23 protein-coding genes are annotated in these 22,975 nt (G+C 71.1%); 7 read left to right on the plus strand and 16 right to left on the minus strand.

Annotation, left to right across the window (positions count from 1 at the left end):
• Positions 1 to 6 precede the first annotated feature (6 nt).
• Both AB0O15_RS17400 and AB0O15_RS17405 read right to left on the minus strand, forming a co-directional pair.
• The gene (locus tag AB0O15_RS17400) at positions 7 to 1,710 is read right to left on the minus strand and encodes an insulinase family protein (RefSeq protein ID WP_364319406.1); all 1,704 of its coding nucleotides are present in this window, start codon (positions 1,708 to 1,710) and stop codon (positions 7 to 9) included.
• Positions 1,710 to 2,642, minus strand: a complete 933-nt coding sequence (locus tag AB0O15_RS17405; protein ID WP_364319408.1) for a hypothetical protein — start codon at positions 2,640 to 2,642, stop codon at positions 1,710 to 1,712. The genes AB0O15_RS17400 and AB0O15_RS17405 overlap by 1 nt, the downstream gene beginning before the upstream one ends.
• Positions 2,643 to 2,776: 134 nt before the next feature.
• Here AB0O15_RS17405 and AB0O15_RS17410 point away from each other — a divergent pair, with 134 nt between their 5' ends.
• On the plus strand, positions 2,777 to 3,817 hold the full coding sequence (locus tag AB0O15_RS17410) for a hypothetical protein (protein ID WP_364319410.1): 1,041 nt from the start codon (positions 2,777 to 2,779) through the stop codon (positions 3,815 to 3,817).
• Between the two features lie 44 nt (positions 3,818 to 3,861).
• Here AB0O15_RS17410 and AB0O15_RS17415 read toward each other — a convergent pair whose 3' ends face one another.
• The 10 genes from AB0O15_RS17415 to AB0O15_RS17460 form a co-directional block, all read right to left on the minus strand.
• On the minus strand, positions 3,862 to 4,251 hold the full coding sequence (locus AB0O15_RS17415; protein WP_364319412.1) for an SRPBCC family protein: 390 nt from the start codon (positions 4,249 to 4,251) through the stop codon (positions 3,862 to 3,864).
• Between the two features lie 53 nt (positions 4,252 to 4,304).
• On the minus strand, positions 4,305 to 5,135 hold the full coding sequence (locus AB0O15_RS17420; protein ID WP_364319743.1) for a helix-turn-helix transcriptional regulator: 831 nt from the start codon (positions 5,133 to 5,135) through the stop codon (positions 4,305 to 4,307).
• 249 nt (positions 5,136 to 5,384) lie between these two features.
• The gene (locus tag AB0O15_RS17425; protein ID WP_364319745.1) at positions 5,385 to 5,885 is read right to left on the minus strand and encodes a DUF402 domain-containing protein; all 501 of its coding nucleotides are present in this window, start codon (positions 5,883 to 5,885) and stop codon (positions 5,385 to 5,387) included.
• Between the two features lie 57 nt (positions 5,886 to 5,942).
• Positions 5,943 to 7,958: a PQQ-dependent sugar dehydrogenase gene (locus AB0O15_RS17430; protein ID WP_364319414.1), complete on the minus strand. Its 2,016-nt coding sequence runs from the start codon at positions 7,956 to 7,958 to the stop codon at positions 5,943 to 5,945.
• A gap of 51 nt (positions 7,959 to 8,009) precedes the next feature.
• On the minus strand, positions 8,010 to 8,924 hold the full coding sequence (locus tag AB0O15_RS17435; protein WP_364319416.1) for a LamG-like jellyroll fold domain-containing protein: 915 nt from the start codon (positions 8,922 to 8,924) through the stop codon (positions 8,010 to 8,012).
• Entirely contained in the window at positions 8,921 to 9,664 is a 744-nt protein-coding gene (locus AB0O15_RS17440; protein ID WP_364319418.1) for an ABC transporter ATP-binding protein, read from the minus strand. Before AB0O15_RS17440 ends, AB0O15_RS17435 begins: the two co-directional genes overlap by 4 nt.
• On the minus strand, positions 9,657 to 10,391 hold the full coding sequence (locus AB0O15_RS17445; RefSeq protein ID WP_364319419.1) for an ABC transporter ATP-binding protein: 735 nt from the start codon (positions 10,389 to 10,391) through the stop codon (positions 9,657 to 9,659). The genes AB0O15_RS17440 and AB0O15_RS17445 overlap by 8 nt, the downstream gene beginning before the upstream one ends.
• Positions 10,388 to 11,413, minus strand: coding sequence for a branched-chain amino acid ABC transporter permease (locus tag AB0O15_RS17450; RefSeq protein ID WP_364319421.1), 1,026 nt, complete (start codon positions 11,411 to 11,413; stop codon positions 10,388 to 10,390). The genes AB0O15_RS17445 and AB0O15_RS17450 overlap by 4 nt, the downstream gene beginning before the upstream one ends.
• A 1-nt stretch (position 11,414) precedes the next feature.
• Positions 11,415 to 12,299 (minus strand): branched-chain amino acid ABC transporter permease, encoded by an 885-nt coding sequence (locus AB0O15_RS17455; RefSeq protein ID WP_364319423.1) that lies wholly within the window; start codon positions 12,297 to 12,299, stop codon positions 11,415 to 11,417.
• A 7-nt stretch (positions 12,300 to 12,306) separates the two neighbouring features.
• Positions 12,307 to 13,521: an amino acid ABC transporter substrate-binding protein gene (locus tag AB0O15_RS17460; RefSeq protein ID WP_364319424.1), complete on the minus strand. Its 1,215-nt coding sequence runs from the start codon at positions 13,519 to 13,521 to the stop codon at positions 12,307 to 12,309.
• A 116-nt stretch (positions 13,522 to 13,637) separates the two neighbouring features.
• Between AB0O15_RS17460 and AB0O15_RS17465 the strand changes: the two genes are divergently transcribed.
• The 5 genes from AB0O15_RS17465 to AB0O15_RS17485 all read left to right on the plus strand — a co-directional run bounded on the left by AB0O15_RS17465 (position 13,638) and on the right by AB0O15_RS17485 (position 17,475).
• A complete protein-coding gene (locus AB0O15_RS17465) occupies positions 13,638 to 14,666 on the plus strand; it encodes a LacI family DNA-binding transcriptional regulator (RefSeq protein WP_364319425.1) in 1,029 nt (342 codons plus the stop codon).
• Between the two features lie 102 nt (positions 14,667 to 14,768).
• Positions 14,769 to 15,287 (plus strand): SigE family RNA polymerase sigma factor, encoded by a 519-nt coding sequence (locus AB0O15_RS17470; RefSeq protein ID WP_364319427.1) that lies wholly within the window; start codon positions 14,769 to 14,771, stop codon positions 15,285 to 15,287.
• Complete coding sequence (locus AB0O15_RS17475) at positions 15,284 to 15,952, plus strand: hypothetical protein (RefSeq protein WP_364319428.1); 669 nt, start codon at positions 15,284 to 15,286, stop codon at positions 15,950 to 15,952. Before AB0O15_RS17470 ends, AB0O15_RS17475 begins: the two co-directional genes overlap by 4 nt.
• Positions 15,949 to 17,013 (plus strand): amidoligase family protein, encoded by a 1,065-nt coding sequence (locus tag AB0O15_RS17480; RefSeq protein WP_364319430.1) that lies wholly within the window; start codon positions 15,949 to 15,951, stop codon positions 17,011 to 17,013. The genes AB0O15_RS17475 and AB0O15_RS17480 overlap by 4 nt, the downstream gene beginning before the upstream one ends.
• Positions 17,014 to 17,031: 18 nt before the next feature.
• Entirely contained in the window at positions 17,032 to 17,475 is a 444-nt protein-coding gene (locus tag AB0O15_RS17485; RefSeq protein WP_364319432.1) for a DUF1877 family protein, read from the plus strand.
• A gap of 30 nt (positions 17,476 to 17,505) precedes the next feature.
• Here AB0O15_RS17485 and AB0O15_RS17490 read toward each other — a convergent pair whose 3' ends face one another.
• The 3 genes from AB0O15_RS17490 to AB0O15_RS17500 are packed head-to-tail and all read right to left on the minus strand — an operon-like array spanning position 17,506 to position 20,587.
• Entirely contained in the window at positions 17,506 to 18,312 is an 807-nt protein-coding gene (locus AB0O15_RS17490; protein WP_364319434.1) for a sugar phosphate isomerase/epimerase family protein, read from the minus strand.
• Positions 18,309 to 19,442, minus strand: coding sequence for a DUF993 family protein (locus AB0O15_RS17495; protein ID WP_364319436.1), 1,134 nt, complete (start codon positions 19,440 to 19,442; stop codon positions 18,309 to 18,311). Before AB0O15_RS17495 ends, AB0O15_RS17490 begins: the two co-directional genes overlap by 4 nt.
• Positions 19,439 to 20,587, minus strand: a complete 1,149-nt coding sequence (locus AB0O15_RS17500; protein ID WP_364319438.1) for a Gfo/Idh/MocA family oxidoreductase — start codon at positions 20,585 to 20,587, stop codon at positions 19,439 to 19,441. The genes AB0O15_RS17495 and AB0O15_RS17500 overlap by 4 nt, the downstream gene beginning before the upstream one ends.
• Positions 20,588 to 20,723: 136 nt before the next feature.
• Between AB0O15_RS17500 and AB0O15_RS17505 the strand changes: the two genes are divergently transcribed.
• Positions 20,724 to 21,743 carry a LacI family DNA-binding transcriptional regulator gene (locus tag AB0O15_RS17505; RefSeq protein WP_364319440.1) on the plus strand — a complete coding sequence of 340 codons (1,020 nt, stop codon included), beginning with the start codon at positions 20,724 to 20,726 and terminating at the stop codon, positions 21,741 to 21,743.
• A gap of 271 nt (positions 21,744 to 22,014) precedes the next feature.
• Here the strand turns inward: AB0O15_RS17505 and AB0O15_RS17510 are convergent, their stop codons facing one another.
• On the minus strand, positions 22,015 to 22,947 hold the full coding sequence (locus tag AB0O15_RS17510; RefSeq protein WP_364319442.1) for a hypothetical protein: 933 nt from the start codon (positions 22,945 to 22,947) through the stop codon (positions 22,015 to 22,017).
• Positions 22,948 to 22,975: the final 28 nt, after the last annotated feature.

The raw sequence follows: 22,975 nt of genomic DNA on the forward strand, positions 1-22,975 counted from the left end.
ACCGGGTCAGGACCGGCGGGCCTGACGGGCCGCGCGCAGGCGGCGGATCGCGGCGACGATGCCGAAGCCGAAACCCACGGTCAGGGCCAGGCCGAAGATCAGAAGAAAGACCGACCCGCTGCGTACGTCGGGATCGGGATCGTTCATCGTGATCAGCGAGACCGACCCGAGCAGGCACGACACCAGCATCAACGGGATGAACACGGCGAGCATGATGATCGGGCCGGTCGATCGGCCGGTCCTGGCCTTCGCCTGGGCCTGCGGCTCGGGGCGCGGGATGTTGTCGGGGCTGCGGGGCGGCTGGTTCACCCGGGCGGCCGCCGGGACGCGGGCGTCGAGGTGCGGGATCGCCGCCGCCGAGCCGCCGTAGAGGGTCGGCTCCACCCGCAGCGTGATGCCGTCCGCGCCGATCAGGAAGCGGCCGCCGTCGGGCCAGGCCAGCATCGCCGACACCTGGTCGAAGCGGACGGTCGCGACGTCGGTGTCCTCGATGATGCTGACGCCGTCGTTCCCGACGACCAGGCGGGCGCCCTTGGATTCCAGGCTGGGGTGGGCGTGGCCCTGGACCGCGGCGTGCGAGCCGGTCGGCGCGGCGGCCAGGCCGGCCCAGTCGGCGGACCGGCCGCCGGGCGTCATCAGCAGGCCGGTCGACCAGGCCTGGCCGGCGATCTCGGTCAGCCGCTCGGGGGTGACCGCCCGGATCTCGGCCAGGATCTGCTCGAGGGCCTCCATCGGGCGGCCGGAGACCAGGTTCAACGCCTGGCCGGGCAGCCGGCCGCCGCGCTCCTCGGCCTGGCTCAGCTCGTCCACCCGGTGCCCGATCACGGTGGCGACGTCCTTCTCGTCGACCTGACCGAAGCGCAGCGCGGCCAGCACGTCGAGGAAGCCGCCGAGGACGGCGCCCCGCTTCTCCGGCAGCGAGTCGGCCGCGGCGGTGATCAGCGCGGTGCCGTCCGTACGCGGGTCGTAGTCGGTGTTGACCGAGTAGGACAGGCCCTGCTCCTGGCGCAGCGACCGCATCAGCGACCGTTCCAGCACGGCGGTGAACACGCCGGAGGCGGGCTGCCGGGGCACCACCGCGTCCCAGACGACCGTGCCGGACGAGCCGGGGAACCAGGCCGGGGTGCGGGGCAGCGCCGACGACGGGCGAGGGGCCGGGCGGCTCGGGCCGTCGGGCAGGTCGAGCGTCAGGCCGGCCGGCACGTCGTCGGCGGCGATCCAGAGGGCGGCGTTGCCGCGGGTGAAGTAGGTCGCCACCCAGGCGCGCAGCTCCTCGGGGCCGATCGCGGGCAGGCCCCACTCGGGGTAGCCGGTCAGGCCGTAGTCGCGGGCGCCGTGCCGCCACAGCGCCATCGAGTCGCCCAGTCCGCCCTGACGGCCGTTGCGCTCCGTACGCAGCAGCTCCTTCTCGACGTCGAGGCGGTGCATCGGCAGGTCGCGCAGGGACCGGCAGACCCCGGCCAGGAACGCGGCGATCTCGTCGGCCGTGCCCTGGGTGTGGAAGTAGGTGAACTCGGGCGTCGTGGTGCCGTTGTAGTGGTGGTCGGCCACCCCGAAGGTGTGCAGCGCCAGATGTTCGACCAGATGCGTGATGCCGCGCCGGGCGAGCGTCTCGTCGGCCTGCCCGACCCGGAAGGCCAGCCCGGCGTGCATCGGCCCGGTGGTCGGGCCGACCATCGCGGGGATGCCGTCGATCTCGATCCGCCGCATCAGTTCTGCCCTCCCAGGGCCCAGGCGCGGGCCGCGTACAGCGCCCCGGACGGCATGTCGGAGTAGCCGTCCCACGGCGGCATCGCGGCGCGGTTGCCCATCAGCCGGAAGACCCGCCCGGCGTACTCGCGGTCGCCGAACCGCTGCAGAACCACGGCGAACGTGCCCAGGGCCAGGTCGGCGGCGTAGGTGCCGGTGACGAAGCCCGGGTTCAGGACCGACCGGTCGGCGGCCGCGCGCAGGTCGGGCCCGGCCTGCTGGAGGTACGCGCGCTGCTCGTGGCCGCTGAGCTCGAGGACGTGTTCGATGTGCGCCTCGGCCACCAGCACGCCCTGGGGGTATCCGGGCGGCGCGGCCGCCGTGCGTTCCCGCGCGAAGGCGTGGGCCAGCTCGAAGCTGCCGCTCCACTTCGGCAGCAGCTGCTGGAGGTGGTGGGCCTGCCCGGGCAGGTGGTGCTGGTCGATCGCGGCGAGCCGGTTGTAGCGGCGGGTCTCCTCGTCGACGCCGAGCGAGATGCCGCGGGCCGAGGGCAGCCGGGCGGTCCAGATCGCCGGGTCGCCCGGGTGCCGGGCCGCGCCTTCGAGCAGCACCTGCTCGGCCAGGTTGAGCCAGTGGTAGAAGGCCCGCCACTGGTCCTTGCTCACGTGCTGGGCCCGGGCCGCGGTGCGGATGTTCCAGCCGGTGACGGTCAGGAACTTGCCGAGCAGGGCGAACGCCGCCGGGTCGTCGGGGTTGGTCCGGACCAGCCCGCGCAGGAAGTCCTCGCTGAGCCGCTGCTCGGAGCCGAGCGTGATCAGCTCGGTACGCTCCGCCGGTGTGACGGAGTCGAGCACAACGCGGGCGGCCGACCAGTCGAGCCGGAGCAGCGCGTCGCGGAACGTCGCGAACGCGGGCCACAGCTTGGCGACGTCGGTTTCGAGCGTGAGGGGCACCGACGCATCGTAGAGATCGATGGATCATCCCGTGCGGATGGGGGCACCGACTGTGCACCCGCCGTCCTTCCCTCGGACACGCTGACCTCTTAGATTCACATCCATCTATTGAGACGCATCCGCGGGAGAGCATCATGCGAGGTCGCAGCAGGATCGCCCTGGTCATTGCCCGGGTGCTGGCCGGGGTGCTGGCCGGGGTCGGGCCGGCCGCGCCGGCCCATGCGGCGGTCAGCCGGGAACAGCTGGCGTTGCGCTGGGCGCCGATCCACTACCAGGACGTGGACGCCACCGGAGACCACGCCCTGGGCGGCCGGTCCGACTACATCACCGCGTACGACTTCGACGGCGACCTGTCCGGCCGGAACAACTGGGACCGGACCGGCGCCGGGTCGATGGCCGCCACCGCCTACTACTCGGTGGTGGAGACCAGCAGCCACTGGTACCTGACCTACTTCTTCTACCACCCGCGGGACTGGGTGGATCACCCGTTCTTCGAGACCGAGCACGAGAACGACGGCGAGGGCCTGCTGCTCACGGTCGAGCGGGACGGTTCCGACTACGGGCTGCTGCGCTCGGCGGTCACGGTGGCGCACAGTGACTTCTACTCGTACACGCCGGTCGGGAGCACCTGGTCGAGCGGGCGCGAGTCGGTCGACGGGACGCTGCAGACGCAGTCGTCGCCGCACGACTCGTTCCAGCACCCGGTGACCGCGCAGGAGGCCAAGGGGCACGGGCTGAAGGCCTACCCGCAGTACAACATCAACGGCGACGGCATCGTCTACTACCCGTCGACGGTGGCCGAGGCGCCGGCCAACGGCGACGACCGGGACGTGCGGTACCAGCTGGTCGACATCTTCGCCCCGGGCGGGCTGTGGGCGCAGCGCACCAACACGGCCCTGTTCGCCTCGCTGGGAACCTTCGCCGGCGACACCAGCGGAGGCTGCGGCCAGGGCACCTACTCCTGCGGCACCAACTCGGCCAACTCGCCGTGGGGCTGGGACGACGGCAACGACGTGCCCGCCCGCGGCGAGCTCGCGTCGGACCCAGCGAGGCTCGTCACCGAGTACTTCACCATCCCGGCCGCGGTGTCCCGGACGTACACCTACAACCCGTACCGCTCGGAACTGGCCGAACTGGCCCGCCTCGACAAGGTCGCGCCCCGCCCCGAGGATTAGGCCGTATTTCGTAACGAGGCGTAGGTCGGGCTACGAAACACGGCCTACGCCTCGACCAGGTTCTTCAACGTGAGAAGGTCGGCGCGTACGGCCTCGGCGTCGCGGTCGAACTCCTCGTCGCTCATCTCCGGGCGGCGGCGGACGGTGAACACCAGTTCACACCCGTCGCCGTCCGGAAGCAGGCGCATCGGGTTGTGGAAGGTCTCCCCCGAGGCCACGGTCACGTCGTGGTCGAGGACGCCGAACTCGTTGCGCGGCGTGAAGTCGATCACGACGCGTCCCATCGGCGATTCCGCGACCCAGCGCCCGTCGGCCGGCTCGATCGAATTGAGCAGGCCGGGCGCCCATTCCGGCAGGTGCGACGGGTCGGAGGCGTAGTCGTAGACCTCCCCGAACGGGCGGTCGATGTGTGCGCTGACATGACGGGATTCCATACCGGCGAAGCTACCGCCGACCGATCACGCCGTCTTGACGAAACCGGACAGGCCTACTCGCCGAGGTCGATGAGGACCTGGCGGAGGATCTCGGGGGTACGCTGCGGCGGCTCCGCCTCGATCGACAGCCGGCCCATGGCCTCGGCGTACTGGTCGACGTCTTCGCGTTTGTCCAGGTAGAGGCCGCTGGTCAGGTGTTCGATATACACCACGTCGGGCACGTCGGAGTGGCCGAAACGCAGGATGGAGAATGCACCGCCGGCAGCCGCGTGCCCGCCCGACCGGAAGGGCATGACCTGCAGGCGTACGTTGCGGAGCTTGCTGACCTCGAGCAGGTACTCGATCTGCTCCCGCATCACCGCCACCCCGCCGATCGGACGGCGCAGCACCGCCTCGTCGAGCACCGCCCACACCCGCGGCGGGTCGGGGCGGGTCAGCAGCTGCTTGCGGGCCATCCGGAACTCGGCGCGGCGGGCGATCTCGGCCTGCGCCTTGGAGCCGTGGCCGAGCATGATGACGGCCCGGGCGTACGCGTCGGTCTGGAGCAGGCCCGGCACGAACTGGATCTCGTAGGTGCGGATCAGCTCGGCCGCCTGCTCGAGGTCGAGGTAGTTCTGGAACCACGTGGTGAGCACGTCGCCGTACGCGTGCCACCAGCCCGGCGTGTTCGCCTCGCGGGCCAGCGCCAGCAGCCGGGCGTGTTCGCTCTCGTCCTCGATGCCGTAGAGCCGGAGCAGATCGGTGACGTCACGCTCCTTGAACGCGACCCGGCCCAGCTCCATCCGGCTGATCTTGGATTCGGAGCCCCTGATGGCCCAGCCGGCCTGGTCACGGGTGATGCCCTTGGCCTGACGGAGGTTACGCAGGCGGGCGCCCAGCTGCATCCGCCGGACGGTGGGGCCGCCGTTCTGCTGTGTTCCGGCCACGTCAGGCTTCCTGCGGCAGGCTCAGATCCATGATGGAGGAGTGGTCCATCATGGATGAGTGCGGCAAGGAGGCAACGGCCACGTCAGCATCCCTCGATCAGGTGACAGAGAAGATCGGCGCAAGCATAGACCGGTCCAACGTGCAATTTGCACCGGCCGGAGGGACTAGGCACCACCAACCAGGCGTACCAGGTATCCGGAGCGCTCCTACCGGGCGCCGGACGCGGCGTAACGGGCCAGCCAGGCGCGGCCGACCGCGGTGAACGGCTCGGCGCCGGCGGTCACCTCGGCCATCAGGCGGTCGGCCTCGATCTGGGCCGCCGCGATCACATGCGGCGGATAGCCGTAGCGGACCTGGTGCGCGGCGAACTCGTCCTCGTCGTCCAGCATCACGCGGCCGTCGCGGGCCCGGAGGACGTCCAGGTCGAGGTCGACGGCCTCGATCAGGTCGCCGGTGATGGTGGGCGGGGTGCTGATGTCGATGTAGAGGTCGATCCGCCAGTTGGCGTGGGTGTTGAAGGCGGCCACGTACCAGCCCTCGGCCGGGATCAGGGTGACGAAGTCGTGCTCCTGGACCTGGGCCGGCTCGTGGCCGCGCTGGATGCGCGCGCCCTGTGGGGTGCCGTACCAGCTGCCCCACTCGTCGGTGCCCAGCGGCGTCACCGGGAAGTGCCAGTGGAGCTTGCCGCCCCACTTGGTGAATCGCATCTCCACACCGACCAACGTAGTGGGAGGAGCGGCCAGGCCGCCCCTCCCACGGAAGAGTCAGGCCGCCGGCGTACCCGTGACCTTGAAGCTGTTGGTCCGTCCCACGTTGTCGAACGAGCCGAAGCCGACCCGGCCGCTCTGGAAGGTCGTGTCGCGGGCGGTCATCAGCGGGTCCTTGGCGCCGTCCAGGTAGACCGCGATCTCACCGGTGGCGGGCAGGTGCTTGACCCGTACCTCGTGGTAGGCGCTGTCGGTGATGGCCGGGTTGGCGCCGCGGCTGCGGCCGTTCCACTGGTAGTCGAGGCGTTCCCGGTCGGCGTTGTTGACCTTGAAGATGCCGTTGTGCGGCAGGATCGTGTTGTCGGTCGAGACGTGCGCGTAGTAGAACTCCGTGTCCGACTTGTAGCCGAACACGATGATCACGTCACGGTTGGTGATCTCGACCGGGGTGTCCAGCCGTACGTTGGCCTTGATCTCGACCGACGACATGACCGGGCCGGCGGTCAGGATGGCGTACTCGAACGGGCGCCGCGGCCCGGGCCGCTCCACGCCGGCCTCGGCCAGGATGACCTCGCGGCCGGTGAACTGCCACTTCGACGGGGTGACCGGACGCCAGTTGGTGCCTCGCAGCGTGTCCGCGACCCTGGTCGTGCCGACCGGGCCGGCGGCGAAGGTCCTGGTGCCGGTGACCTTCCAGATCTTGCCGTTGGCCTTGGCCAGGATGTAGAGCTCGCCCGAGCGGTCGGTGCCGAAGCGCAGGTCGACCCGGTTGGGGTCGCCGACCGAGCCGGGCCCGGAGATGTCCTGCATCCGGATCGGGGTGCCGGCCGCGGTGAAGAGGTTGAGCCGGTGGATGGTGGCGGGCGCCTGGCCGCGCTTCATCTCGGACGCCTCGGTGTAGAAGACCCAGCCGCTGACCAGGTCGCCGAAGATGTACTTGCCGCGCAGGGCGGGGATCGCGGCGCCGCGGTAGACGAAGCCGCCGGCGACGGCCACGCCGACGTCGGAGGTGCAGTTCCAGCCGGGCGCGGGGTTGTGGTCGTACTCGGCGACCGGGTAGACGAAGCCGGCGTCGTCGGCCGGCAGCGGGTAGAGCCGGTCACAGGGGTTGGCCGGCGCGCGGTCGAACCGGTACCGCCCCTCGCGCTCGCTCCAGCCCAGATTGTCGCCCTTCTGGACCTCGTAGATCGACTCGACGGCGTGCTCGCCGATGTGGCCGAGGTAGAGCTTGCCGGTGGCCTTGTCCCAGCTGAACCGGTGCGGGTCGCGGAAGCCGTACGCGTAGATCTCGCCGGCCTTGCCCGCCTGGCCGACGAACGGGTTGTCGACCGGGATGCCGTAGCGGCCGTTGGGGGCGTTGGTGCCCTTCGGGTCGATGCGGATCAGCTTGCCGTGCGGGATGGCCAGGTTCTGCGGGTCGGTGTTGCCGACGCCCTGGCCACCGTCGCCGACGGCCAGGTAGAGCAGGCCGTAGTCGGGGTCGCCGCGCTTGGCGTACGGATTGAAGTTGATCTCCTGGACGCCGTGGATCTGCCCGCCGAAGCCGATCCGCAGCACCTCGCGGTGGGTGCCCGAGAAGGTGCCGGCCGCCGGGTCGGTGGCCTTCCACTCGGTGATGATGGCCTGGTAGATCGTGTTGGCCTGGGCGTAGTCGGGCGTCCGGGTGGCGTTGGCCACGGCGGTGGTGTGGATCGTGTAGAAGGTGCCGTTGCGCCGGAACTCCGGGTGGAACGTGACGTAGCCGAAGCCCTGGCCGAGCCCGCGGCCCGAGAAGAACTCGGGCGCGAAGGTGGCGGCCACGTCGAGGTAGACGTGCGGGACGCCGTTCTCGACGAGGTAGAGGTTGCCGTTCAGATCGGGAACGGCCCGGCGCCCCGAGCCGTCGGGCAGTTCCATGATCGTGTTGATCCGGGCGATCCGGTTGAGCCGCTGGTCGATCAGCGGCGGGTTGGTGAACGACTGCGGGAACTGGGCGTACTCGGAGAGCACGAGCCCGAGCTTGGACGTGACCGGCTCGGTGGGCACCGGGTCGTAGACGGGTGCGTCCGCGGCATGCGCAGCGGGGACACCCACCAGAGTGGACAGAAGGAGCGTGGCAGCGAGGACGACTAGGCGGCGCACGGATTACCCCCGAATCATGAAGCGGTACTGGTTCGCAACCTCACGCGAGGACAGCGATCGGCCGAGGAACATGAGCGCGTCCATCCGGCAGTCGCACGGGTTCCGGTCGGCGGAGCCCTGCCAGGGGAAGCTGCCACCGATCTTGATGCCGCGCGGGTCGGTGGCCGTGGTGACGTGCGGTCCCGGGCCGTTGACCAGCCACGGGTCGTCGTTGCGGGTGTAGGCGCCGGGCACCGGCTGACCGTTGCGGTAGAGCGCCATGGTGCCGTGACCGAAGTCGAAGGTGGCGGCCAGATGCACCCACTCCCCCTTGGGCAGCAGGGTGCGCCAGTCCTCGGTGGCCGCGAAGGTCTGCGAGTTGCCGCCGTCGATCCGCCGGCCCAGCGCGACCAGCCGCAGGGTGCCGTTGACGTCGATCAGCTCGAGCAGCGCGCGTACGGCGTGGCCGTCGGAGTCGCCGGTCAGCACCCCGGTCAGGCCGATCGCGTTGAAGCCGGCGGCCGGGCCGTCCATGTCGCGCTTGAACCAGCCCATCGTGGTGGCGCCCTCGGTCGCGTTGAACGCGCGGAGGGTGCGGACGCCGCTGGCCGACCAGATGCCGGCCTTCCAGTCGTCGTCGGCGCCGCCCTTCGGGCCGGTCTGTAGGACCTTGCGACCACCGGGGTACGCGCGGTCGGCGACCCGCTGCCCCGCTCCCCCGTTGATCAGCTCGATCTCGGTGCCGGAGCGTCCCTGGTCGCGTTCGAGGGCCGGGTCGCCGGGCACCGGGTGATCGAAGTCGTAGAAGGCGACGAGGTCGCCGCGTAAGGCGGGATGGACGTCGCTGGGACCCGTGGGGTCCGCGCTGACCGGCGCCGCCGCCCCGCCGACCGCGAGGACCGCGGCGACAGCGACAGCGACACGTGCGGCTCGGTTCATGACTGTGCCTCCTTCGAAGCGGGTCGTCCTCCGAGATAGAGCTCGCCGAGCTGCGGGTCGGCGAGCAGATCGGAGGCGGGGCCGGAGATGTGTACGCGGCCCAGGTCGAGCACGCAGCCCAGGTCGGCGGTCTCCAGCGCGCGGCGGGCGTTCTGCTCGACCAGCAGCACCGCGGTGCCGGCGTCGCGCATCCGCACCACCTGCTCGAAGACGGTGCTGGTGGCCTTGGGGTCGAGGCCCATGGACGGCTCGTCCAGCAGCACCACCGACGGGTCGACCATCAGCGACCGGGCGAACTCGACCTGTTTCTGCTGGCCGCCGGAGAGCAGGCCGGCCAGCGCGCCCCAGCGGTCGGCGACCACCGGGAAGATCTCCTTGACGAACTCCACCCGCTCGGCGATCTTCGCCTTGTCACTGATGGTGTACGCGCCCAGGCGCACGTTCTCCTCGACGGTCATCTCGCGGAACACGCTGTGTCCCTGGAGCACCAGTGACACTCCGGAGCTGAGCATCTTCTGCGGGCCCAGCCCTGTGACGTCCCGGCCGTCGATCAGGATCCGCCCCTCGCGCGGCTTCAGCAGCCCGCTGGCCACCTTGAGCACGGTCGACTTCCCGGCGCCGTTCGGCCCGACCAGGCAGACGATCGAGCCTCGCGGAACGCTCACGCTGAAGCCGCGGAGCACCGGCGCCGCCCGGCCGTAACCGGCGACGACGTTGTCCAGGGTGAAAAGATCAGACACCAAGGTACGCCCCCAGCACGCGCTCGTCGGTCCGGATCTGCTGCGGTGGCCCCTCGGCGATCGGGCGCCCGCGGTCGAACACCACGATGTGGTCGCTGATGCTCATCACCAGGTCCATGTTGTGCTCGACGATGACGAACGTCCGTCCCTCGGCGTTGAGCTCGCGGACCAGGGTGCCGATCCGGTCGAGCAGGGCCGGGTTGACGCCACCGGCCGGCTCGTCGAGCAGGATCGTCTCGGGCCCGGCGTTCAGCACCCCGGCCAGCTCGAGCAGCTTCTGCTGGCCCCAGGACATGGTCCGGGCCTCGACGCCGGCCAGGTGCTCGATGCCGAGCCGGGTCAGCCAGCTCCGGGCCCGGTCCACCTCGGACCGGTGCCGGGCGCCGAGCAGCGCCCGCGTGACGCCGACCGGCCGGACCGCGGCGAGCACGTTGTCCAGCGCGGTCATCCGCGGGAACACCCGGCACAGCTGGAAGGTGCGCCCGATCCCGGCGTGGACGATCCTGTGCGGCGCCTTCCGGGTGATGTCCTGACCCTGGTAGGTGGTCGTGCCGCTGTCCGGCCGGATCATCCCGGTGACGCAGTTGAAGAACGTGGTCTTGCCGGAGCCGTTCGGCCCGATCAGCGCGTTCACCCGCCCGTGCCGGAAGCTCACGCTGGCGCCGTCCAGGGCGGTGACCCCGCCGAACGCCTTCCGCAGTTCATGCGTCTCCAGGCTCTTCGTCATCGCCGATCTCCCGCCGTGGACGAGGCGAGCCGCTGGTCGCGCAGTTCCGAGGCGGTCTCCTCGCGGATCGACGCCGTGTCGTCCGGGCGCAGCCGCTTGACCAGCGAGCCGAGCGCCGGCAGCACCCCGTCCGGCATGAACATCACGACCAGCCCGAGCAGCACGCCGGTCGCGACCAGGTGCAGCTGGGTGTCGCCGAAGGACACCTTGAAGTACTCCAGCGCGACACCGACCACGACCGCGCCGACCACCGGCCCGAACAGGTTGCGCACCCCGCCGAGCAGCGCCATCAGCACCAGGTAGGAGCCGCTCAGGATGGAGAACTGGAACACCGGGTCGAGGTCGCCGAACCACAGCGCGTAGAGGCCGCCGCCGAGCGCGGTGAAGAAGGCCGAGACCACGAAGACGATCAGCTTGTACGCGAAGGTCGGCGTACCCAGCGCCTCGGCCTTGTCCTCGTCCTCCCGGATGGCCTTCAGGCCCAGCCCGAAGCGGGACCGGTCGATCAGCCACCAGGCGATCAGGACGAGCGCGAGCAGGCCGGCGTAGAGGTACCAGAAGGCGCGATGGTGTTCGGGGCGGGACAGGTCGGGGAACGGCCGCGGGATCACCAGGCCGCGGGAGCCGCCGGTGAACGACGCCCAGCTCTGGAACACCAGCAGCAGGATCAGCACGATCGCGATGGAGACGATGACGAAGGACGCTCCGCGGACCCGCAGGGCGGCCATCCCCAGCGGCACCGCGAGCAGCGCGATCAGGACGGCCGCGACGGCCAGGGCGAGGAACGACGCCAGGCCGGCCTTGGTGACCAGCAGGCCGGTGGCGTACCCGCCGAGGCCGGCCAGCGCGCCGTGACCGAGCGAGATGTAGCCGGTGAAGCCGCCGACGAAGTTCCACGAGGTGGCGACCACCGCGTAGTTGAGCACGACGATGCCGGCCGAGAGCACGTACGGGTTCGGCGCGACCGACGGGAAAAGCAGGAGAGCCGCCGCGAGCACCACAGCGGCGCCGAGCGTCGCCACCCTAGAAGCGTTGCGCAAGGCGGCCTCCGAAGAATCCCTGCGGCCGGAAGGCCAGCGTGGCGAACAGCGCCAGGTAGAAGACCGTCTGGGCCCAGGTGGTGCCGAGCGGGATCTGCAGCACGCCCTGGGCCAGGCCGAGGACCATCGCCGCGACCGCCGCGCCGGGCACGCTGCCCAGCCCGCCGACCACGATGATGGCCATCAGCGGGCCGATCCAGTGCCAGTGCAGCGACGGGTAGATCGTGGTGTCCAGCGACAGCGCGGTGCCGCCGATCGCCGCGGTGGCCAGGCCGAGGCCGAAGCCATACCCGGCCACCCGGCCGGTGTCGATGCCGACCAGGCGCGCGGCGTCCTGGTGCTGGATCGTGGCCCGCAGCGCCCAGCCGAACTGCGTACGCTTCATCAGCAGGTAGAGCCCGCCGAGCGCGACCACCGCCAGGCCGAACGCGATCAGCTTGACCACCGCGATCCGCGCGCCGAATAGCCCGATGCTCTCCGAGCCGTAGCCGAGCTGGACGCGGCGCTGGGTGCCGGTGAAGGCGAACCCGAGCAGCCCCTCGATGAGCACCGCGATGGCGAAGGTGAGCAGCACCGACATCATCGTCAGGGTCACCGGGCGCAGCCGGGACAGCAGCCCGCGCTGGAGCAGCACGCCGGCGCCGAAGAACAGCGGGACGGTGACGAGCATCGACAGCAGCGGGTCGATGCCCAGCCGGGAGTGCGTCCACCAGGCGAGGTAGGCCGCGAGGATGAGGAACGCCGAATGGGCGATCATCACCACCCGCATGATCCCGAAGTAGAGCGTCAGGCCCGCGGCGAGGAGGGCGTACAGCCCGCCCAGCAGCAGACCCAGGATGACGCTCTGGAACAGCAGGGCACCGTCCATCGTCCGGTCACCAAGCCGGCTTGGGGTAGACGAACTCGGTTTCCTTGGTCTCCTTCGGGAACACGATCTTGATCTCGCCGCCGACCCACTGCTGGATCATGTGGGCGCCCTGCGGCTTGCCGGTCGCGTCCCAGGTGAGCGGGCCGACCACCGTCTCGATCTTGTTCTTGCGGACGAAGTCGACCAGCTTCTTCTGGCACTCGCCCTGCTCGGCGCAGTTCGCAGCCTTGACCGCGGCCTCGACGACCTGACCCGTGGTGTACGCGTTGGCCTGGTCCTCCTCCGGATCCCGGCCGAACTGGGCCTTGTACTTCTCCACGAACTCCTTGTTGCTCGGGTACGGCGCGTCCTGGCTGTAGCCGGTCGGCGAGAGCACACCCTCGGTCTTGTTGCCGATCGCCTTGGCGAACTCGGGCTCGGTCGGCGCGGTGGAGAAGGCGGCCAGCTTCGGCTGGTACCGCAGCTGTTGCAGGGCGACGATCAGGTTGACGCCGTCCTGGTACTGCGACCCGCCGATGAGCACGTCGGCCTTGGTCGCCGCGATCTTGGCCGCGATCTGGTTGAAGTCGGTGGTGTTCGGCGGGTAGACCTCGTCGGCCACGATGGTCAGCCCGCCGGCCTTCAGCTTGTCGCGCAGGCCGTAGGCGGTCCCCTGGGCGAACGGGTCGTCCATCGAGGCCACCGCGACGGTCTTGGGCCGCTGGCCGGCCGGCATCGCGAGGATCGCCTCGGCCAGGTGGTTGTAGTGGTCGTTGGCGACCGCCGGGGCGGCGTAGAACAGGTTCTTGAAGCCCTGCTCGAAGACCGCCTTGGCCGCGCCGGCCGGCTCGACGAAGAGCATGTCGTACTCCTCGGCGACCCGGGCCGCGGGCACCACCAGGCGGGTGGAGAACGGGCCGACGACCAGGTCGACCTGGTCCTTGCCGATCAGTTGCTCGTAGTCGGCGACCACCCGGTCGGCGTTGGACTGGTCGTCCAGGATCTTCAGCTCGACCTGGCGGCCGAGCAGGCCACCCTTGTCGTTGACGATCTTGGCCCAGGCCTGGTAGCCCTGCTGGACGCCCTTGCCCGGTTCGGAGAAGTCACCGGTCAGCGGCAGCGAGATGCCGACCGTGATCTTGTCCTCGGCGGCACCACCGCCGTCGCCGTCGCTGGAACACGCGCTGGTCAGAAGTATGGTGGCGGCGCCGAGCGCGGCGACCCGCCGGAAAGTGTTCGACATCCTCGGACGCTCCTCGTGTCGGGGAACGAAAGCGCTTACGAAAGCGCTTTCGCAATCTATGCTGTGCGGTGCGTGACTGGCAATAGGCGTACAGCGATGTTTCCGGGGAGTGAACGATGCCCAAGCCCGGCCCGAGGTTGCGGCTCGTCGACGTGGCCCAGCGCGCCGGCGTCTCGCTGGCCACCGCGTCCCGCGCCCTGGCCGGCCGCGACGGCGTGAGCGAGGAAGTGGCGGCCCGGGTCCGGTCGGTGTCCCGCGAGCTGGGATACGTGGCCAACCCGTTCGCCCGCACCCTGGCCGGCGGCGCCAGCACCACCGTCGGACTGGTCGTGCACCAGGTCGACGACCCGTACTTCTCGGAGATCGCCGGCGGCGTCATCCAGCTCGCCGACCAGCAGGGCCTGCTCGTGCAGATCTGCCACTCGGGCCGCGACCCCGACCACGAGCTGCGCCAGATCCGACACCTGATCGCCCAGCGGGTGGGCATCATCATCATCGCCGGATCGGGCTATAGCGACCCCCGGCTGGAGGCCGAGGCCAAGGCCGAGCTGGACGCCTACCAGCAGGCGGGCGGGCGGGTCGCGGTGATCGGGCGGCACTCGCTCGGCGTCGACGCGGTGCTGCCGGACAACGAGGCCGGCGGTGAGGCGCTGGGTTCGTTCCTGCTCGAACTCGGCCACACCCGGATCGCGGTGGTGGCCGGGACCGGGGCACTGACCACGGTGGCCGACCGGCTGGCCGGGGTGGCGGCGGCGCTGCGCTCACGCGGGCTGTCGATCGACGATCTGCCGGTCGTACACACCGACTTCATCCGGGAGGGCGGGCGGGACGCGGCCGAACGGATCCTGCGCGACCACCCGGACACCACGGCGATCATCGCGCTGAACGACGCGATGGCGATGGGCGTGCTGTCCATGCTGCGCGAGCGGGAGATCGCGGTGCCCGGGCGGATGTCGGTGGTCGGCTTCGACGACGTGTCGGTGGCGGCCGACCTGGCGCCCGCGCTGACCACGATCCGGCTGCCGATGACCGATATGGGCCGGATGGCCCTGGAACTGGCGCTCAAGCCCCGGGCGGCCCGGGCCCGCCGCCGCTCCACCGGACATCAGCTGATCGTGCGGGACTCGACCGGCGCGCCCCGCTGACATTCGGCAACATCTCACCCACCCTCAGCAACATCCTCACAGGTTCTGAGAAAGTTCTTCAGAAGAGTGCACAGTTTGCTCCCGGCGTGTGTCATAGGGGACGTGACCTTCGAGAATTTCGCGGTGGCCCGGCTCCCCAGCCTGCTGCGCTACGCGATCGTCCTCACGGGCAATCGTGACCTGGCACAGGATGTCGTGCAAGAGGTGCTGGCCAGGGCGCAGGTCAAGTGGAAGCGGATCAGCGAGGCCGACTCGCCCGAGGCATACGTGCGACGGATGGTGCTCAACGAGTACCTGTCGTGGCGGCGGAGCTGGGCGGCGCGCAACGTGCACGCGGTCGGTGAGCGCCTGGTCGAGCTGGACGACGCCCGCGGTGGCATCGGCGACCACGCCAACCACGTCGTCGAGGCCGACGAGCTGTGGAACCGGCTCGCCGTGCTGGGCCGCAAGCAACGCGCCGTGCTGGTTCTGCGCTACTACGAGCAACTCGACGACGACCAGATCGCTGATCTGCTCGGATGCTCGCCCGCGACGGTCCGCAGCAACGCGTCGAGGGCCCTGAAGACGCTCCGGCTCTCGTCGGACCGGCCGAACCGCATCCCCGTCGAGGAGAAGTCGTGATCGAGCACCGTGACCAGCTCCGCGAGGCCATGGTGGCCCACGAGCACCTCGCGCCGGAGCCTGCGGCGGTGTACGCCCGCGTACAGGAACTGGCGAAGACCTACCGCCGGCGCCGGCTGATCGCCCAGACCGCCAGTGGCGCCGTGCTCGGCGTCGCGGTCATCGCCGGGGCCTTCCAGATCCCCCACCTGGTGGGCGGTCAGAACAACGGCGGCAGCACGGTCGTGCTGCCGGCCGCCCCCTCGACCCCGTCGGCCGCCCCGTCGCCGGTTCCGGCCGAGCCGTCGGTCGAGCCCAGCTACGACGACCCCGAGTTCACCGACGCCGAGGAGAAGGCCCGCAACAAGTACTTCGACGAGGGCTACGGCCTCGACGACGGCGAGAAGCTGGCCAAGATCTGGAAGACGGACATCACCGCGGCCAAGACCCGGGCCGGGCAGATGCTGCTGGACGGCAAGAAGCTGCCGATCAAGCCGCCGGTCGCCCCGCCCGGCTTGCCGTCGACCGCCCAGGAGGCCCAGGCCGAGGCGTTCTTCGACAAGGGCTACGACTTCGACGACGCGGAGCGGCTCGCCAGGCTGTGGAAGCTGCCCACCCCGTGGGACGCGAAGGTCGCCGCCGGCAAGAAGATCATGGCCGGCGAGACGCTGCCGATCCAGCCGTGACCCCGGAACTGCACCGGCGGATCGGGTTCGAGATCGAGCTGCTGGCCCCGGCCGGCCGCAGCCGGCTCGCCCTCGCCGAAGATCTGGCCGCCCGCACCGGCGGTCAGGTCCGGCCGGTGTGGCACCACGACAGCGAGCCGTCCCTGGTCCCCGGCCTGGAACGGTTCCGCCACCTCACCCAGGGTTTCGAGGTACGCCGGGCCGGCGGCGAGCTGCTCTGCACGCTGGTCGACGACGTCACGCTGCTGGCCGACCTCGACCCCCGCCTCCCGCCGCTGCCCGGCTGGTTCCGGGTTCTCACCGACGACCCCCGGCTGCTGCGGCTGATCGCCCTGCACACCGACCCCGCGACCACGATCGGCAAGGCGCTCGACGCCACCGCGCTGCTCTGGCGGACCAAGGTCACCCAGCACGGCGACGTCTACCGGGTGGACGACCGGAACGACGTCACGATCGCGCTGGCCGCGCCCCAGGGCGGCGGGCGGGAACGCCCCTGCGAGATCGTCACGCCGCCGCTGGCCGCCGGTCACCACGAGGCGCTCGAGGAACTGCTCGGGCCGGCCCGCGAGATGGGCTTCACCGTGCCGCAGGAGGCGGCGGTGCACCTGCACGTCGACGGTGGCCCGTTCCGGTCGCCGCAGGCCCTGGCCAACCTGGTGCGGCTGTTCGCGCATTGGCGCGATCCGCTGCGTACGCTGCTTCAGACCAACCCGAACTGCCGCCGCCTCGCTCCCCTGCCCGACCCCCTCGTGAAGGTCGCCGACGGCCACGAGCCGACCGAGCAGGCGCTGCGGCGGGCCGGCGAGGAGGGCGAGATCAGCAAGTACTTCGACGTCAACCTGACCCAGGTGCTGACCGACACGCCGCTGCGCGACACGGTCGAGGTCCGCATCCTGCCCGGCGCGATCACCGCCGACGAGATCGTGGCCCGCGCCGCCATCGTCGAGCTGCTGCTCGACCGCTGCGCGACCGACGTCCCGTTCCCGGACCCGCCCAGCGACCCGGCGACCGCCGTCGAGACGTTGCTGCACCTGGCGGCGAGCACGCTGAGCGACCGCTAGTCTGCGTATCCCATGGGGATGAGTGGCAATTGGGCCCGGGTGGCGGCGGCCGAGCTTTCGCCGGAGCGCCTTCCGCCGGCCGACCGGTCGATCAGCACCGACAAGAACTGGGCCGGCTTCGACTACCTGCTGCGGCGGCGTGGCTTCCCGGTGGACATCGTCTTCGGAGAAGAGACCTTTCCGGGTACGACGCCCGGTGACGAGTTCAGCGAAGGAACCTGGGGGTACGGGCCGCCGACCTACCTGACCCCGGAGCGGGTGGCCGAGGCCGCTCGCGCGCTGGCCGCCCTGTCACCCGCCGACCTGATCCGAGGCGTGACCCCCGACGATGTCACGGCGGCCGATCGCTACTCGTTCCACCCGGACGACCTCCTCGACGTGGCCGCCGAGCTGCCGCCGGCCCAGGAGTTCTTCGCCGCCGCCGCGGCCGCCGGTGACGCGGTGCTCTGCTGGCTCGACTGACCGTTTCCCTTCCACGACCCTCACTGTTTCCTAGAGAACGTGGGTGCGGAAGGCGGTCAGGGTGTCGGCGAGGATGTCGTCGCCCGGGCGTTGCCACAGGGCCTCGTCGAAGACCTCGACCTCGATCGGGCCGGTGTAGCCGGTCGCGTCGACGGCCTCGCGGAAGCGGCGCGTCTCGACCGCGCCGGTGCCGGGCAGGCCCCGGCCGAGGAGGACGCCGGCCGGCAACGGGGTGACCCAGTCGGCCACCTGGAAGCAGGCGATGCGGTCCTCGCGGCCGGCCCGGGCGATCGCCGACCAGATCGTGTCGTCCCACCACAGGTGGTAGGTGTCGATGGCCACCCCGACCGCGGCCGGCGGGTAAGGGGCGGCCAGGTCGAGGGCCTGCGCCAGGGTCGACACCACGCAGCGGTCGGAGGCGAACATCGGGTGCAGGGGCTCGATGGCCAGGCGGACGCCGGCGGCCAGAGCATGCTCGACCAGCTCGCCGATGCGGGCGCCGACGGTGGCGCGGGCGCCGTCGATGTCACGGCTGCCGGGTGGCAGGCCGCCGGAGACCAGGAGCAGCACCGGCGCGCCGACGGCACGGGCCTCGTCGATGGCCTTCTTGTTCTCGTCGAGCCAGCCGTCGGTGTGGAAGAAGCCACTGCGGCACAGCGAGGTCACGGTCAGGCCGTGGTCGTCCATGAGGCGGCGCGACTTCTCCACCCCGTACCCCTGGATGTCTTCTCGCCAGAGCCCGACCTGGGTCACGCCGGCCGCCACGCAGCCGGCCGCCAGCGCGGGCAGCGGCCAGTACTTCGTGGTGGCCTGGTTGAGCGAGAAACGGCCGATCACTGGGCCACCCCGGCGGTCGTGAAGAAGGCTCGCGCCCGGGCCGCCGCGAGGGAAGCGTCGGGCAGCAGGCCGGCCGCGTCGGCCAGGCGCAGCAGTTCGGCCAGGTGAACGGGCGAGCGGCCGCTCTGCGCCCCGGCCACCATCGTGAAATGCTCCTGCCGTCCGGCCAGCCAGGACAGGAACACGATGCCGGTCTTGTAGAACCAGGTGGGACGGCCGAAGAGGTGGCGCGCGAGGGTCACGGTGGGTTCGAAGATCTGGTCGTACGCCGGGAGGTCGCCTTGGTCGAGCGCGCGCAACGCGGCGGCGGCGGGCGGGGCGATCGCGGCGAAGATGCCGAGGAGCGCGTCCGAATAGCCCTCGTCGTCGCCCTTGATCAGCGCGGGGTAGTTGAAGTCGTCGCCGGTGTAGAGGCGCACCCCGTCGGGGAGGCGCCGGCGCAGAGCCACCTCGAAGTCGTAGTCCAGCAGCGAGAGCTTGATGCCGTCCACCTTGGACGGATCGGCCGCGATCAGCTCGACCACGGTGTCGGCCGGGTTCGCCGAGCCCCAGTAGCCCTCCAGCGCGGGGTCGAACGCCGGGCCCAGCCAGTGCAGGATCACCGGCTCGCCGGACTCGGCGAGCAGCCGGCCGTACACGTCGAGGTAGTCGCCTGCCGTCGACGCCGAGGCGGCCAGATTGCGGCTGCACATCAGCACCGGCTTCGCGCCGGCTTCCTGGACGTCGGCGAGCTGCTCGGCGTAGGCCGCGACGATGTCGCCGAGCGGATGCGGGCCGGGCGCCAGCTGGTCGGTGGCCACGCCCGCGCAGATCGGGCCCTCGGCCTCGGCCGCCGAGCGCCGGATCAGTTCGCGGGCCTGCGGATAGTTCAGGCCCATGCCGCGCTGGGCGGTGTCCATCGCCTCGGCCACCCCGAAGCCGTACGACCACAGGTGCCGCCGCGCGGCCAGGGTGGCGTCCCAGTCGATGACGGGCGGGGCGCCGGGCACGTTCTCCGCCGCCGGATCGGCGACCACGTGCGCCGCGGCGTAGCCCACCCTGCTCTTGAACGTGGTTCTGGGATCGGCGAACTCCGCGCCGGACCCGCCGAGCTCGAACCGCCCGTCCGGGAGGTTGACCGAGGCGCTCACAGCGACGGCACCTCGATGCGGCGGCCCTCGCGGGCGGAGCGCAGCCCCAGCTCGGCCAGTTGCACGCCGCGGGCGCCGGCCCACAGATCCCAGGTGTACGGCGCGTCCTCGGCCACGTGGCGCAGGAACATCTCCCACTGCGCCTTGAAGCCGTTGTCGAACTCCTCGTTGTCCGGCACCTCGGTCCACTGGTCGCGGAAGTCGTGGGTGGCCGGCAGGTCGGGATTCCACACCGGCTTGGGGGTGGCCGAGCGGTGCTGGGCCCGGCACCGGCGCAGACCGGCGACCGCGCTGCCCTCGGTGCCGTCCACCTGGAACTCGACCAGCTCGTCGCGGAAGACGCGGACCGCCCAGGACGAGTTGATCTGGGCGACCACGCCGCCCCGCAGTTCGAAGATGCCGTACGCCGCGTCGTCGGCGGTGGCCTCGTACCGCTCCCCCGCCTCGTCCCACCGCTCGCCGATGTGGGTGGTCACGTGCGCGGTGACCGCCCGCACCTCGCCGAAGATCTGCTCCAGCACGTAGTGCCAGTGTGGAAACATGTCGACCGTGATGCCGCCACCGTCCTGCGACCGGTAGTTCCAGCTCGGGCGCTGCGCGGCCTGCCAGTCCCCCTCGAACACCCAGTAGCCGAACTCGCCGCGCACCGACAGCACCCGCCCGAAGAAGCCGCCGTCGACCAGCCGCTTCAGCTTCAGCAGACCGGGCAGGAACAGCTTGTCCTGGACGACGCCGTGCTTGACCCCGGCCGTGTCCGCCTTCCGCGCCAGCTCGACCGCGCCGGACAGCGTGGTGGCGGTCGGCTTCTCGGTGTAGATGTGCTTGCCGGCGGCGATCGCGGCGACGATCGCCTTCTCGCGCTCGCTGGTCACCTGGGCGTCGAAGTAGATCGCGATGTCGTCGCGGGCCAGCGCCGCGTCGAGGTCGGTGGTCACCTCGGTCAGGCCGTGCCGGTCGGCGATGTCACGCAGCTTGGCCTCGTTGCGGCCGGCCAGGGTGATCTCCGGCCACAGGGCGGTGCCGTCCTGGAGGAGCACGCCGCCCTGCTCCCGGATGGCGAGCAGGGACCGGACCAGGTGTTGGCGGTAGCCCATCCGCCCGGTCACGCCGTTCAGCAGGATCCCGATCGGTACGCGCGTCGCCATCGGCCGAACCTCCAGAGGTAAGCGCTTTCCTGAGACGTTACCGGGCTTTTTGCCAATTCCGCTACGACCTGATTCACATTCGCCTCCTGGGCGCTCCGACTGGGATTGACTCTGAAACAGGTCGTAGGGTGCATCCGTGGCAACTCTCGCGGACGTGGCGCGGCGGGCCGGGGTGTCGACCGCGACCGTTTCGCGCATCATCAACAACAGCCCCAAGCCGGTGGGCGAGGCGCTGCGCGAGCGTGTCCTGGCCGCGGTGGCCGAACTCCAGTTCGTGCCCAACGCCAACGCGCAACAGCTGGCGCGCGCCGACCGGACCGCGGTCGGCGTGATCGTCCACGACGTGTCCGACCCGTACTTCGCCGAGATCACCCGCGGGCTCCAGCGGGTCGCCACCGAGCACGGCCGCCTGGTCATCATCTGCAACAGCTATCGAGACCCCGAGCGCGAGCTGGCGTACGTCGACCTGCTGCACGCCCACCAGACGGCCGCGATCGTGCTGGCCGGGTCGGGCTACCACGACGCCCCGATCACCGCGCGGCTCGACCGCAAGCTGCGCCTCTACGAGAACACCGGCGGCCGGGTCGCGGTCATCGGCCGCCACCAGCACGCCGGCGACGCGATCGTGCCCGAGAACGAGCACGGCGGCTGGCTGGCCGGCGACGCCCTCTACCGGCTCGGGCACACGACGATCGGGGTGATCGCCGGCCCCCGCCACCTGACCACCACCACCGACCGCCTCTCCGGCCTGCGCCGCGCGGCCCGCTCACACGGCCACCGCCTGACCACGAAGCACATCGAGTACGCCGGCTTCGACCGCAACGGCGGCGCCGCGGCCGCGGCGACCCTGCTCGACCGGGTTCCCGGCCTGACCGCGATCGCCGCCCTGAACGACTCGATGGCCGTCGGCGCCCTGGCCTGCCTGCGCTCCCGGCGCATCGACGTGCCCCGCCGGGTGAGCCTGATCGGCTTCGACGACATGCCCATCTCGGTCGACGTCACGCCGTCCCTGAGCACCGTCCGCCTGCCCCTGGAACAGATCGGCGTCCAGGCGATGTCGCTGGCCCTGAGAGCCCGGCCGGCCGACGACGAACCCCAGGTCGAACACGCTGCCGCGACCCTCGTCCTGCGCGACAGCACCGCTCCGCGCGGCTGACGATCGCCGGCCCGGCCGTCGTTCCCCCACCGCCGTCATTCCCCCACCACCGTCGGACGCCGCCGCCCTGTGGATAGTTCTCACGACCGTCGAAATCGCGCGCTACATTGACCGCCCACCCAGTGACGGGCGGGGGAGGTGGCGGCGCGTTCGCTTCGGACGAAGCTGCGCAAATCGGTCATCCTTGGCATCCCTCACCGGCGTCACGCCTCGCCACCGTCCGACCCGGCCGCCACCCCGCCGGCGGTCCCGGCCGTCGGCCCTCCAGCCGTCACTCGCGGTAGGGGAACCGGGCGGTGGCCATCGCGGCCAGGCCGAGCAGGATGACGCCCGTTCTCAGCGCCGCGCCCAGGTCGGTTTTGATCTCCAGCAGTTCCTGGGCCACCGCCTTGGCCGGCGACCACGGCTCTTCCTCGACCGCTGGAGCCGGAGACCTGAGACGGGGCCCCTGGATTGATCCCAGCGCGCCGGGCCCGGCCCCCGCGTCGAACCCGCGCTCGGCCTCGGCGAGGTTGAGCGGGCGGAGGGTGACGGCGATGGCGTACTCGTCGAAGTAGCCGGGCACGTCTTTCGGGGCGAAGCGGTCCTCGGCCGTCAGCGCGGGCAGCACCCCGAATCCGGGCACCAGCACGGGCAGCAGCCCCAAGCCGGCCCAGCGCAGGCCGCCGGGCGAGGAGAACGCCGCGATCGCCGCGGCCCCGGCCAGAACCACCGCGAAGGCTGGGACGACCACGGCGACCAGGCGGGCGGTGGTGTCCGGTGCGGCCTCCCAGGGCATGACCATCGGGTTGCGGGCGATGTCCCGGGCCACCAGCACGATCAGGACCGCGATCAGGCCGGCGCCGAGCTTGGCCCAGCGACCCAGGCGGGCCCGGCCGAGCACACCGGACGCGAGCAGCGCGCAGGCGGCGGTCGTGAGGCCTTCGGCGTAGTACCCCGACCGGTCCGGAAGATCGATCACGGCCGCGAGCAGGGCCAGCCCGGCCAGCAGCGCCGGCTTGGTCCACCACGCCGCGGCGCGAGGGAGGGGGCGGCTCCAGATCAGGCCGGCCAGGGCGTTGCCGGCGGCGGCGCCGCTGTAGGGGACAGCGGGAGGCTCAGGAACTCGCCCGTCACGTGGATGGCCGCGAGCATCAGGAACAGTCGGGAGTACCAGTCGAGCCGTCGCACTCAGTGATGATCCCTGGTGGAATCGCACTTCCACCAGGGATCAATCGGTCATTCGTGGCGAC

Source organism: Actinoplanes sp. NPDC089786, assembly GCF_040684855.1.
Taxonomy (GTDB): Bacteria; Actinomycetota; Actinomycetes; order Mycobacteriales; family Micromonosporaceae; genus Actinoplanes.

Coding starts and splice junctions, on each gene's coding strand:
- AB0O15_RS17415 (WP_364319412.1), bottom strand. CDS start 4,251: ATGGAATCCCGTCATGTCAGCGCACACATCGACCGCCCGTTCGGGGAG.
- AB0O15_RS17400 (WP_364319406.1), bottom strand. CDS start 1,710: ATGCGGCGGATCGAGATCGACGGCATCCCCGCGATGGTCGGCCCGACC.
- AB0O15_RS17485 (WP_364319432.1), top strand. CDS start 17,032: ATGAGTGGCAATTGGGCCCGGGTGGCGGCGGCCGAGCTTTCGCCGGAG.
- AB0O15_RS17445 (WP_364319419.1), bottom strand. CDS start 10,391: ATGACGAAGAGCCTGGAGACGCATGAACTGCGGAAGGCGTTCGGCGGG.
- AB0O15_RS17455 (WP_364319423.1), bottom strand. CDS start 12,299: ATGGACGGTGCCCTGCTGTTCCAGAGCGTCATCCTGGGTCTGCTGCTG.
- AB0O15_RS17435 (WP_364319416.1), bottom strand. CDS start 8,924: ATGAACCGAGCCGCACGTGTCGCTGTCGCTGTCGCCGCGGTCCTCGCG.
- AB0O15_RS17410 (WP_364319410.1), top strand. CDS start 2,777: ATGCGAGGTCGCAGCAGGATCGCCCTGGTCATTGCCCGGGTGCTGGCC.
- AB0O15_RS17420 (WP_364319743.1), bottom strand. CDS start 5,135: ATGCAGCTGGGCGCCCGCCTGCGTAACCTCCGTCAGGCCAAGGGCATC.
- AB0O15_RS17465 (WP_364319425.1), top strand. CDS start 13,638: ATGCCCAAGCCCGGCCCGAGGTTGCGGCTCGTCGACGTGGCCCAGCGC.
- AB0O15_RS17500 (WP_364319438.1), bottom strand. CDS start 20,587: ATGGCGACGCGCGTACCGATCGGGATCCTGCTGAACGGCGTGACCGGG.
- AB0O15_RS17425 (WP_364319745.1), bottom strand. CDS start 5,885: ATGCGATTCACCAAGTGGGGCGGCAAGCTCCACTGGCACTTCCCGGTG.
- AB0O15_RS17460 (WP_364319424.1), bottom strand. CDS start 13,521: ATGTCGAACACTTTCCGGCGGGTCGCCGCGCTCGGCGCCGCCACCATA.